This is a genomic window from Microcoleus sp. Pol7_B2, assembly GCF_036701035.1.
GTDB lineage: Bacteria > Cyanobacteriota > Cyanobacteriia > Cyanobacteriales > Microcoleaceae > Microcoleus.
The window spans coordinates 1-12,239 of record NZ_JAUBQB010000010.1 but is presented as its reverse complement, the minus strand read 5'-3'; the positions used below and the strand labels follow the sequence as shown (position 1 = coordinate 12,239).

Genomic DNA, 12,239 nt, shown 5'->3' with positions numbered 1-12,239 from the left:
GCATCTTACACTGATGCATTAACCGTCTACACCAGCGATGCCTTTCGCCAAGATTGGGCTATGACGAAAAATAATCTGGCAACAGCCTACATTTACAGAATCAGCGAAGAGAAAGCAGAGAATATCGAACTGGCGATCGCATCTTGCACTGATGCATTAACCGTCTACACCCGCGATGCCTTTCCCGAAAAATGGGCTCTGACGCAAAATAATCTGGCAGCAGCCTACACTAAAAGAATCAGGGGAGAGAAAGCTCAGAATATCGAAGTTGCGATCGCACTTTATCACAATGCTTTAACTATTAGAACTCGCGAGGCTTTCCCACAAGAACATACAGTGACTTTATCTAATTTAGGTAATCTTTACAAAAGTAACCAGCAATGGCAACTCGCTTATGATACCTATGCCGCAGCGATTGAAACAGTAGAATTTTTACGGGGCGAGATTCAATCTGGGGATGAAACCAAACAGAAATTAGCCGAAGAATGGAATAAACTTTATCTGGGCATGGTAGAAGTTTGCATCGAACTGCAACGCTACACCGAAGCTGTGGAATATGCCGAACGTTCCAAGGGGCAAAACTTAATTGAGTTGCTATCGGTTAAAAATTTGTATCCCAAAGGAGAAATTCCCCCCCAAGTGCGCCAAGAGTTGCAACAGTTAAGACTGAGAATTGCCGAAGAAAATCAACGGTTAAAACAAGCTGAAGAAAAAAATTATGACTTCATCAACCAACTGCGCCAAGATTTAGCTGCAAAATATCCCTATACACCTCTCAAATTTGGTGAAATTCAGAAGTTAGCCGATGAAAAAACAGCCATTGTAGAATGGTACATTTTGCGCCAGAGTTTTTGTGCTTTCATCATCGCGAACGATCCCCCCCAGCCCCCCTCAATAAGGCTATGGTTATTAAGGGGGGCAGGGGGGATCGGATTTTGGCAATCATCACCCCAAGATTTAGAAAAACTAATTGATTGGGTAAATGAATATTTAGGAAATTATTACAGTAACCGTCAACAATGGCAAAATAGCCTAGAAACCAAACTAGCAAACCTAGCCCAAATTCTCCACATTGATGAAATAGTTAAAAACATCCCCGAAACCTGCGATCAACTCATCCTGATTCCCCACCGCTACTTGCACCTGTTCCCTCTCCACGCCCTCCCCGTGAGTAGGGAAAATTGGCAGCGCTTTCACCCAAACAACCAAAATTGCCCCCTGAATCCCTGTCTCGTTGACTGCTTCGATAATGGAGTTTCCTACGCCCCCAGTTGTCAGCTATTGCACCAAGTCCAAAAATACAAACGCGGTAAATTCGATAAGTTATTGGCCATTCAAAACCCCACAAATGACTTAACGGCTGCGGAAATGGAAGTACAAAGCATCAAAAATATCTTCCCCAGCCCAGAAATTTTTGCTAAACAAGATGCCAAAAAAGGCGAAAAATCCGAGTCAACATTAGAAATAGCCGAAAAAGTCGCCGACAGCCATCATCTGTTCTTTTCCTGTCACGGTTCCTTCAATCGCAACGAACCCCTAAAATCGGGTTTACGACTATATGATGGTACTCTCACCCTAGAAGAAATCATCCGCTATTTCAACCTCAGTCAATGCAGCTTAGTCACCCTTTCCGCCTGCGAAACCGGACAAGTCCAACTCGACAACACCGACGAATACATCAGCCTCACCAGCGGTTTCCTACTAGCTGGTAGTCCCAGTTTATACGTCAGTCTGTGGTCAGTAAACGCCCTTTCCACAGCAATTTTACTGATCAAAACCTACGAAAACCTCTACCGCCAACCCGGTAAATTCGCCCTAGCATTAAGCCAAGCCCAAATCTGGATGCGAGACACCGAAATCCAAGGCTTCCTCGACTGGACAAACCAATGTCACCTCCTAGACACTGAGTGGCGAGGAATCTTCCAATATTGCTTGGAAGAAGACAAAGAAACTCAAGGAGTCTGTGCTAAAATCTATCAAAATCCCTTTCATTGGGCCGGCTTCTGTGCGGCTGGCAAAGGAGAGCAAAACATGACTAATAGCAGCAACAAAATAGAAATTTTCCAGCAATTAATTCAATCAGATTTATATTTTAACTTGAGATATGCCCTAGCTTCTCTCAAAGCTGAATTAACAGACAATGATGACAATAATGTCGAATTAATTGAAAATTGGCTGCAAGATAAGCCAGCAATTAAGTTTGAATACAGGGCTAACGTGATGAAATCAGAGGAAGTTAAATTACCCAATAAAGGGCAATCACCCACTAAGCCGGGACAGCAAAGTCAAATTTTGAAAGAAACCCTAGAAAATCTGACTGTAGCTGCGGAAAAGCCTCCTGAAGCCAATCAATATCCGCCGTCTTCTCCATGAAAAATTTTAGTATCAGTGTTTGTTATTTCCATCTCAATCAGACTTTAGCTGAACCTCCAGATCGAGTTTCACCTACAGCCGATTTTATTTGGGAAAATCTGATTAAACTAAGTGAAAAACTACCTTTCACTGAACTCAAAAATTTAAAATCTCAATTAGTTTGCTACGAAATTGATGAAGAATCCCAGGCTTTCAAACATCAGACAAAAACCTTAAATTTAATCAATCAATGGCTAACCAAAGAACAACTGCCGATCGCACTTACTGCGATTCACCAAAATCAATTAGCGATTAGCGGGAATCTGCAACCCTTTCTATGGCATGATACCTACGCTTTCGATCTAACTTTATCTCCCGCCAATAATGAGCGAGATATTGCAGCAGCAGAAATCGATTTATTTGAACCTAGCAGCCTTTTCTTAGAATGTTCGGAAAACACTCTCGGTGAAACCATCTGGCTTTACGGACAAACAGAAATACCTGATACAGAATGTCAAGGCGTAGCTGATGAATTAGTGATAAATCTGCTCAAAAACACTAACTTTACATTTGGATTAGTCGCTCAAGGTAACTTGCTCAAAGTTCCCCTATTTGAGTATGAAATTAGCCAACCCAATCAACGCAATAAACTCTATCGGATTTTAGTTTGGATCGACAATCAAGGGATATCTCCAGATGTAACCTCTGTTTATGACGATTTATTTAGCTCACTCTTGACTCGCCACAAAATTGAATATGTTTACCAACAAGCGCAAAAAAGTTACAGTGAAGCCAGAAAAGCTTACAGCGAACTAGAAGCAAAGATTAAACAATTCAAGCAAGATAAGCCCTTAGAAGAACTGCAAAAACTTCTGGAATCCATGCCAGAACTATCTATGCAGTATCAACGGCAACTGCGAAATCTGCAAGGGCATTATACCACAATCAAAACCAATCAGCTCAACTATCAAACTTACTTACAAAAATTCTGGCAACCGGGCGATATTCCCAGTTGGCGAGAGTTTGGGGAAAATACCTGCAAGCGCTATCTCGACCAAATAGAAACCTACCTCAGTTATATCCAGCCGGGTAAAGACTTGATCGGCGAATTTATCAATACATTGCGGGGTTTGGTGGAAATAGAACAAGCCAAGTCCGATCGCCAACTGCAACAAACTTTACAGAAAAAAGAGGAAAAAGAAAAAGAAAAAGAGCGCAATTTACAAAACACGATTCAAGCAGTCGGTACCGGCATCGGTGTCGGAGTCGGCTTTGCCGGAATCTTAGCAGCCGGCTACCCCTTAATCGAAAAACCTTGGGATTTCCCTTCTCCCCAACATCCTCTGCTACCGCCGCATCCCTTCATTATTGCCGTTGTACTTAGTTGTTTATCCGGTGGAGGCTTGGGATGGTTGGCTTGGTTTGTCACTAAACGCTACCTCAATCGTAAATCATCAAATCAGCAGACAAGTTTACCTAGTCCCCAAAATCAACTTCCCTCTGGGGATGTGTAATCGCCCTCTGCTTTCTTTGTTAATTACATTTTCGCAGTCATATTCGCGCGACTTACTGATAAATCTGTTTACTCTTTGACAACATCCATTAACTCTTCAATCAAAACATCCAGCGTGCGAGCTATTTTTTGAATTGATGTGATATCAACCGTTGCTAGTCCTTCCGAACGAGCATAGTGCCTGACTGTGCTGTACGGAACCTCGGATCGATCGGCAACATCCTTTAGCGTCCATCCTTTTTCCTCAGCAAACTCTCGGATTCGGAACCTAACTAACCCCCTTCTACTTGACAAAGGATAAGTATCTATCTTTTTAATTTAAACACAATTGTCGATCGACAGTTAAAGAATGGTTAGTTCGATCGAGTTTTCGAGAATCCGATCTAAAACTCAATCGAATTTCTAGAAAAACCACTCAATATAAAACAACTGCCAACAGCAAAAACTGTCAACAGTTGTTTTACATATTCAATGCGGATGGCGAGACTCGAACTCGCAAGGACATAATGCCACACGCACCTCAAGCGTGCGCGTATACCAATTCCGCCACATCCGCTCTTTCTGGCAATCTCCGGGATTTTTGCGTTACGAGTTAAAGATTCACAGGTTGAGGTTCCTGACATTTAACTTGTGACTTGCCCTTTTGCACCGCCGATTTACAATCATAGCACCACTACCAGCCAAATGTAAAATAAATTTTTGTGAACAATTTCTGCAAAACGATTATCCAGAACATACCGAAAGGCATTATTGTACAGAATATTGAGTGAATTAAGCAGCGAAGATGGGGTTCTCGAAAATTTTAATCGCTAATCGGGGAGAAATAGCTCTCCGCATACTGCGCACCTGCGAGGAAATGGGGATTGCCACGGTCGCCGTTCACTCCACCGTAGATAAACACGCCTTGCACGTCCAGTTGGCAGACGAAGCCGTTTGCATCGGCCCCCCCACCAGCAGCAAAAGCTATTTAAACATCCCCAACATCATCGCGGCCGCCCTGACGCGCAACGCCGCAGCCATTCACCCCGGTTACGGCTTCCTGGCGGAAAACGCCCGATTTGCCGAAATCTGCGCCGACCATCAAATTACCTTCATCGGCCCTTCTCCTGCGGCGATGCGGGCGATGGGCGACAAATCCACCGCCAAAGAAACCATGCAGCGGGTGAAAGTCCCCACTGTTCCCGGTAGCGAGGGATTGCTGGCGGACGATCGCGAAGCTTTGTCGATCGCCCGCGACATCGGCTATCCTGTGATGATCAAAGCCACAGCCGGCGGTGGTGGCCGCGGCATGAGGCTAGTCAGAGAAGCATCCGAACTCCCCAAACTATTCTCAGCCGCCCAAGGCGAAGCCGATGCAGCCTTCGGCAACCCCGGACTTTACCTCGAAAAATTCATCGAAAAACCCCGGCACATCGAAATCCAAATCCTCGCCGACAACTACGGTAACGTCATCCACCTCGGCGAAAGAGATTGTTCGATTCAGCGCCGACACCAGAAACTCCTCGAAGAAGCCCCCAGCCCCGCCCTCACCCAGAAACTGCGAGATCAAATGGGTCACGCCGCCGTCGCCGCCGCCAAATCCATCAACTACACGGGTGCGGGTACTGTCGAATTTCTGCTTGACAAATCGGGCAAGTTCTACTTCATGGAAATGAACACCCGCATCCAAGTAGAACATCCTGTCACCGAGATGATTACAGGCCTCGACTTGATAGCCGAACAAATCCGCATCGCCCAAGGAGAAAAGCTGCAAATCAAGCAAAACCAAGTAATTCTCAACGGCCACGCCATCGAGTGTCGCATCAATGCTGAAGATCCCGATCGCAATTTCCGACCCCACCCCGGCATAATCAGCGGTTATTTGCCTCCCGGTGGCCCCGGCGTGCGGATGGACTCTCACGTTTACACTGATTACGAAATACCCGCTTACTACGATTCTTTAATCGGTAAAGTAATTGTATGGGGGCGAGATCGACCGACAGCCATCCGCAGGATGAAACGGGCATTGCGGGAGTGCGCCATCACCGGCGTTCCTACCACCCTCAGCTTCCACCAAAAAATTCTCGATTCCCCCGAGTTTCTCAACGGCGAAGTTTACACGAATTTCGTCGAACAGTTCTTGAACCAAAACAGTCATTAGTCAGTAGTCAGTTGGCAGTTGGCAGTGGGTGGCAACTAATCCATGACCGATGCCCGATGCCCTGTTTGGCCGATGCCCTGTTTGGCCGATGCCCGCCAACTGAACTATTACATCATCATCGTCAGCAGCCCTTGCTGACCGAGAATCATTTCTCGCAGCAAGCTACAGATACCCACCCAAATAATCGGCGTAATGTCCACTCCGCCGATCGGCGGTACAATCTTTCTAGTTACGGCTAAAAAAGGTTCCGTCGGCCAAGCAATCAGACTCAACGGCAACTTGCTCAGGTTCACCTCGGGATACCAAGTCAAGACGATCCGAAAAATAAACAGCAAGGTCATCACAACTAGGACAGAGCCCAGAATCCAACTTGCAACGGTAATACCAGTCATGGGTCTTATCTCGAAATTTTAAGTTTTGTTAAGTCTGCCATTCATAATTTTAACCGTTTGACAGGTGCGATCGAAAGTATAAAATTAATAAAAATCAAATTGTTGTAACAAAGGCTTTGAATCTATGACTCCTTCTCTCGCGAACTTTTTGTACAGCCTGCTGGTGGGCGTGACAGTGGTAGTGATTCCAGCAACGATCGCCCTGATCTTCATCAGCCAAAAAGACAAAATCAAGCGCACCTAAAAAGTCAGCGGGTTTCTAAGTCCGGCGCTGTAAGTCAATTTTGGGCTACAAGTCGGGCATTTCCCCGATTCGAGAAACCTCGGCTGCCAGCAACTGTCAAGGCAAAACCTTCAGTTGACTGCCAAGCTGAGGTTTTTTCCCGTTAAACTCATTATTATACTCACTTCCCAAGCTGAAACCCTGACCGGACGCTGCCCCAGAAAGCACAGTCGGGCTGACAGACTTAATGATAGATGTAAAATCTAACTCGCTAACATAGGAAAGACATAGGAGATAGGCTAATGGTCAATTTAGGATTGAACTGGAGCAGCCTGTTAGGGATAATCCTAGCAGTAGCAGGGGCAGGACTGTATTTTCTGCGATCGTGGCGTCCCAAACTAGCCCGAGACCACGATATTTTTTTTGCAGCAGTCGGCCTGCTGTGCGGCGGTATTCTGTTATTTCAAGGATGGCGGCTCGATCCCATTCTGGCATTCGGTCAATTTCTGCTCGCTGGTTCCGCCATATTTTTTGCAGCAGAAAGCATTAAATTGCGAGGAGCGACCACAGCCCAAGCCAAAACTCGCGCCCAATACGTAGATGAAGAGCGACCGGTCAGCAATGCCTACGGTTACGACGGCTACGATCCTGAAATGGAACAGCTAGAACCCGAGGAAGACTATCCGCAGCGTCCCCGGATTAGAGGCAGCCAAGACTACCGTTCCTCTCGGGAAGCCTACGACGACGAACCCCGCCGCCGCCCCTCGAATCGCAACGGCAGCGTTAACACCTCCAGGCCCGATTCGGCAGATAGAGCCTCGCGCAAACGTCCCTCTCGCCCAGAAGCCCCGCCTGCCCAAGAGTCTGACAATTGGGACGTTTCAGACAACCCCGAAGAAAGACCGACCCGCAGCCGCAGCAGTCGCCCCCCTGCTTCGGAAAACCGCAGTTCCGATACGCCGCCGAGAACCAAAAAACCCCGTCCTACGGAATCATCCAGGTCTCGCCCCAGCAACCGCGACGTGGAAGCACCGCCGTCAGATTACGTGGAGTATCGACCTGTAGAATACCCGGAAGACCAACCGGATAATTCCCCCAGTTTCGACAAATAGGCAAACACTAAGTAGATGGGTGAAACTAAACTTTTCTCGTGCCCGCAGGCAAAAAAATAAGTTGCGTTTATTGATGCCCATCTACTTATTCTCAGATATGAAAGTGATTAAAAAGACTGTAAATTGCGAGGGTGAAACCCCAAACCAACGGAGATATACACAAATAATATCAAATCCGTTAGCATCGGAATAGTAAATTCGAGTCAACAGTCAACAGTCAACATCATTGCGGTGTAACCGGAAATGATATAAAAGCTAATTTTTTTTAAAATTATTTTGACATACCGAACCTGTGGAACTAATCGACAGCATAATAATCTAAATATAAAATCCCCAATCTTAAATCAGCAAGATGCCATTACTCGAAATAGGAGATCCGGCTCCCTGGTTTTCCATTCCTTCTACAAATAACCCCTTATTTCATTTCCCGACTGTTGGCGGCCGGCGAGTCGTCCTGTTTTTCTTTGCCAGCGCAGCTTTTGAACAAATCCAAGTTATCCTCAAAAGCTTTCAAGAGCTCTCAGAAGAATTCCGAAGCTTGCAAGTACCGAGGTTCGGAGTCAGCGTTGACCCAGCAGACAAAGAACTAAACAGACCAACAACAATTGCTCCGTCATTCATCTTTTTCTGGGACTTAGATAAAAAAGTCAGTCAGCAGTACGCTGTTTTCCGAGATGTCGAAGAAAATGGAGTTGCCGGAGTTCACTATGCACCACAAACTTTTGTTCTCAACGAAAACCTTCAGGTAATTAATATTTTGCCCATGGGCGAACCGCACCAACACGCCCAACAAGTATTAGATTTTCTCAAAACTTTGCCCCCCATTGAGGAAGCCCGAGCGGCCACTCGGCACGCCCCGGTGTTGGTAATTCCTAACGTTTTGGACAAAGCATCTTGCCGCAGTTTAATAGATATGTACAAAACTCACGGTGGTAGTCCTTCCGGCTTTATGAGACAAATAGGCGGGAAAACAGTTGGCCTGCACGACGACACTTTTAAGAAGCGCCGAGATTTCTTTATTCAAGACGAGGATTTCCAGCGACAATTGAATGCGATTATTCTGCGCCGGGTGCGGCCGGAAGTAGAGAAAGCTTTTCAGTTTACAATTACTAGGTTTGAACGGTATTTGATAGGTTGTTACGATGCTGACAGCGGCGGTTATTTTCGGCCGCACCGCGACAACACTAGCAAAGCTACCCTGCACCGCAGGTTTGCGATGACGCTAAACTTGAATGTGGGAGAGTACACGGGGGGATTTTTACGCTTTCCAGAGTACGCGCCGCACGGTTATAAAGGCGATTCTGGCACGGCGATTATTTTTTCGTGTTCTTTGCTGCATGAAGCCACTGCCGTGATTAGTGGTCAGCGCTTTGCTTTGCTGTCTTTTTTTTACGGCAATGAGGACGCTGCGCTACGAGAAGCTAATTTTAAGTATTTAGCCGCTGATTCAGATTCCCGAATGGGAGAACCGGCGTGAGGCAGGTCACTACCGTGGTGCAAGTCCTAAAATAATTAGAGAAGGTAGTTAGCGGTTAGCCACAAAACCTAATTCCTAGCTACCGATCGCTAAATACTAAATCGATCGCCATGAATTTCAAACTTCTAAGTTTAGCAGTATCGGGAATTTTAACGGTTGGGGTTGCAGGCAGCGCTGCTGCGGTTGTTACGACATCTCCTGTGCGGCAATCAACAGATTTAACGGAATTTAACTCGGTGCATTCCCAGGGCGCGATCGCCCAAAATGTCGAAGAACAAACCAATATTCGAGTCTACGAAAAGGCCAGTCCGGCGGTTGTTACAGTCGATACAGATAAATCTAACGGCAGTGGCACAATTATCAGCCCCGACGGCATGGTGTTAACCAACGCCCACGTTGTGTCCGCCGGCGGTACCGTCAATATCATTTTGTCAGACGGCAGAAAACTGGTCGCCGATGTTATCGGATTCGGCGAAGAAGGTCTAGACTTAGCCGTGGTGAAGATTCGCGGTCAAAACAATTTGCCCACCATTCCTTTAGCCCGTCCCGGTTCGGTGAAAGTCGGGCAACAAGCATTTGCGATCGGCAATCCATTCGGTCAATTTCAAGGTACTTTTACAGTCGGAATCGTCAGCCGCATCGACCAGCAGCGGGGCTTAATTCAAACCGACGCCGCCATCAATCCCGGCAATTCAGGAGGCCCTCTTCTCAACAGTTCAGGAGAATTAATCGGCGTCAATACTTCTATTTTTACTCGCGGTCGGGGCGGTGGCAGTATCGGTATCGGTTTTGCAATTTCAGCAGACAAAGTACCAGCTTTCCTGACAGCCGTGCGAGAAGGGCGAGCCCCCCGCGTGGCTCAAGCTCGATCGCCCTTTGGTGGCAACAAATCACCTCAAAAAGTTGCGTTAAACGGGCCCGCCGTTAGCGGCCTCCTCACCGACAAGTCTAGCGTTCTGCCCACCGACAACAGCTTTTTTGACCTCTACTCCTTTGAGGGAAAAGCGGGCCAGCAAATCACAATAGAAATGAAAAGTCAAGAAATTGACCCTTATTTAATTTTGCTCGGGCCCAACCAGCGCGAAATCGCGCAAGACGATGACGGGGCAGGCAGTAAAGACGCCAGAATTACAGTCAGGCTGCCAGCAGACGGGACTTACACGTTAGTGGCAAATTCATACCAAGCTAAGCAGTCAGGGGCTTATACGTTACAACTGAAAGCGAGTGCTCCTACCGCGCCTTCTCGGGCGATTTTGCAAGAAGAAGGCGCTTTAGTCGCAGGCGGCCCAGTATTGCCGTCTGACAACAGTCTGTATCGCGAGTATACTTTTGAAGGTCGATCGGGTCAGTCTGTAGCCATTTCCCTCGAAAGTACAGATTTCGATCCCTATGTCGCTATCTTTGACCCTAACGGCCGATTAGTGGCAGAAAATGACGATGAGAGCGATTCGACTAAAAATGCGTTTCTGACCGTTACTTTGCCCGCTACGGGTCGCTATCGCGTAATTGTTAATGCTTACGATGCTTCTGGCCGGGGTCGTTACACTCTAACTGTCCGGTGAAAATTGGGCATTGGGCATTGGGCATTGGGCATTGGGCATTGGTAGCACCTAACAAATAACTCATGACTACTGACTACTGACTACTGGCTACTGACTTCTTCCTTCCTTCTTCGTTGCAAACCGAGGTAATTCATGCGTCAAGTTAGATTTTGGGCGATTGCGCCAATTGCTCTGGTAGCTACTTTTTCTGGCAAGCCGGCTCTGTCCTTGTCACTTTCAAATTCAGGTGTTGCTAACAGCAGTTCCACCCTCATTTCCGCAGACTTTCCTCAAAATTTAACTGATGCGAAGCCTGCTGACAAGGGTGTTTTAGCTCAAGCAAGTCCCAACCCGTCGCCATCACCACAAAGTTCGCCAACTCAGAGCCCCACTGTAGAACCTCCACCGAGTCCTGATGCCGGTTCATCTAAAGTCATTTTAGAGCAAAACGGAGAACTCAGCCCTGCTAAGTCTTCTGTACTGCCCTCGGACAGCAGTTTGTACGACGAGTATACCTTTGAAGGCACTCAGGGTCAAAAAGTGATTATTACCGTAGAAAGTAGCGAATTTGATACTTATCTCGCTATTTTTAACTCCCAGGGCGAGCTACTTGGAGAAAATGATGATGCAACGCAGCAAAATTCCAATTCAGAGCTTACTGTTACCTTGTCTGCCAACGGTCGCTATCGCGTCATTGTCAATGCTTACGATCCGCCTCCAAAAGGTAGAGGCAAGTACAGTTTGACCGTCCGTGAAACAACTCGAAATTAGTTTGAACGAAACTTCGGAGTCAGGGCACGGCATTGCCGTGTCCCTATAATTTAAGGACGATCGCACTACAAGTAACTGCGAGCGACCGAATTACTTCTACAACACGCTGCTTACTATACCGATGAACTAAATTTATTTATTTGTCTGTAACTATAAGCATCATAATCTGGTGCCTCTAAATTTCGGAACTGTAAACATTTGGTATTTAACTTAAGGGTTCCCAATTACAAATAGACTCTGGCTTGAGAGGGCAAGTTTTGGGAGCGCTCGGATTTCCACTGAGATAGAGTTTTGTCAGGTTAGTCAAAGATTCTAGGGGTTTGATGTCGCTGATTTGATTGTTGTTGAGGGTGAGCGAAGTCAGCTTAGTCAAGGATTCTAGCGGTTTGATGTCGCTGATTTGATTGCCGTTGAGGTCGATCAAAGTCAGGTTAGTCAAGGACTGCAAGGGTTTGATGTCGTTAATTTGATTGTTATCGAGGTAGAGATAATTCAGGTTAGTCAAAGATTCTAGCGGTTTGATGTCACTAATTTGAGTGCTGGTGAGAGAGAGCCAAGCCAGGTTAGTCAAGGATTCTAGCGGTTTGATGTCGTTGAGTTGATTGTCATCGAGGATGAGCGAAGTCAGGTTAGTCAAGGATCATTGGTAACAAGTTAGAAAGGAGTAGATTTTGTCAATACCTCTTTCTGCAGAAATATTATGGAACAATAATGATAA

11 protein-coding genes and 1 tRNA gene are annotated in these 12,239 nt (G+C 46.4%); 8 read left to right on the top strand and 4 right to left on the bottom strand.

The annotated features are described in order from the left end of the window. Both QUA57_RS06060 and QUA57_RS06055 read left to right on the top strand, forming a co-directional pair. A partial coding sequence (locus QUA57_RS06060) for a CHAT domain-containing protein (RefSeq protein ID WP_333060483.1) occupies window positions 1–2,373 on the top strand: 2,373 nt, incomplete at its 5' end. Beyond that, the gene (locus QUA57_RS06055; protein WP_333060484.1) at window positions 2,370–3,866 is read left to right on the top strand and encodes a hypothetical protein; all 1,497 of its coding nucleotides are present in this window, start codon (window positions 2,370–2,372) and stop codon (window positions 3,864–3,866) included. The genes QUA57_RS06060 and QUA57_RS06055, both read left to right, overlap by 4 nt. A gap of 68 nt (window positions 3,867–3,934) precedes the next feature. On the opposite strand, the gene QUA57_RS06050 is transcribed toward QUA57_RS06055, so the two are convergent. Both QUA57_RS06050 and QUA57_RS06045 read right to left on the bottom strand, forming a co-directional pair. After that, a complete protein-coding gene (locus QUA57_RS06050) occupies window positions 3,935–4,159 on the bottom strand; it encodes a helix-turn-helix transcriptional regulator (protein ID WP_333060485.1) in 225 nt (74 codons plus the stop codon). Window positions 4,160–4,337: 178 nt separating this feature from the next. Then, window positions 4,338–4,421 (bottom strand) — tRNA-Leu (locus QUA57_RS06045). A gap of 228 nt (window positions 4,422–4,649) precedes the next feature. On the opposite strand from QUA57_RS06045, the gene accC reads away from it, so the two are divergent. After that, window positions 4,650–6,005, top strand: a complete 1,356-nt coding sequence (accC, locus tag QUA57_RS06040; protein WP_333060486.1) for an acetyl-CoA carboxylase biotin carboxylase subunit — start codon at window positions 4,650–4,652, stop codon at window positions 6,003–6,005. Window positions 6,006–6,112: 107 nt separating this feature from the next. Here the strand turns inward: accC and QUA57_RS06035 are convergent, their stop codons facing one another. Beyond that, window positions 6,113–6,397, bottom strand: coding sequence for a YggT family protein (locus tag QUA57_RS06035; RefSeq protein ID WP_006634856.1), 285 nt, complete (start codon window positions 6,395–6,397; stop codon window positions 6,113–6,115). 124 nt (window positions 6,398–6,521) lie between these two features. On the opposite strand from QUA57_RS06035, the gene psbX reads away from it, so the two are divergent. From psbX to QUA57_RS06010, 5 genes are all read left to right on the top strand, one after another. Then, window positions 6,522–6,641: a photosystem II reaction center X protein gene (gene psbX / locus QUA57_RS06030; protein ID WP_333041933.1), complete on the top strand. Its 120-nt coding sequence runs from the start codon at window positions 6,522–6,524 to the stop codon at window positions 6,639–6,641. A 281-nt stretch (window positions 6,642–6,922) separates the two neighbouring features. Next, the gene (locus tag QUA57_RS06025; protein ID WP_333060487.1) at window positions 6,923–7,732 is read left to right on the top strand and encodes a Ycf66 family protein; all 810 of its coding nucleotides are present in this window, start codon (window positions 6,923–6,925) and stop codon (window positions 7,730–7,732) included. 352 nt (window positions 7,733–8,084) lie between these two features. Beyond that, entirely contained in the window at window positions 8,085–9,209 is a 1,125-nt protein-coding gene (locus QUA57_RS06020) for a redoxin domain-containing protein (protein ID WP_333060488.1), read from the top strand. A gap of 110 nt (window positions 9,210–9,319) precedes the next feature. Next, window positions 9,320–10,771, top strand: a complete 1,452-nt coding sequence (locus QUA57_RS06015) for a DVUA0089 family protein (protein ID WP_333060489.1) — start codon at window positions 9,320–9,322, stop codon at window positions 10,769–10,771. A gap of 132 nt (window positions 10,772–10,903) precedes the next feature. Further along, window positions 10,904–11,521, top strand: coding sequence for a pre-peptidase C-terminal domain-containing protein (locus QUA57_RS06010; RefSeq protein WP_333060490.1), 618 nt, complete (start codon window positions 10,904–10,906; stop codon window positions 11,519–11,521). A gap of 205 nt (window positions 11,522–11,726) precedes the next feature. Here the strand turns inward: QUA57_RS06010 and QUA57_RS06005 are convergent, their stop codons facing one another. Further along, on the bottom strand, window positions 11,727–12,158 hold the full coding sequence (locus tag QUA57_RS06005) for a leucine-rich repeat domain-containing protein (protein ID WP_333060491.1): 432 nt from the start codon (window positions 12,156–12,158) through the stop codon (window positions 11,727–11,729). Window positions 12,159–12,239: the final 81 nt, after the last annotated feature.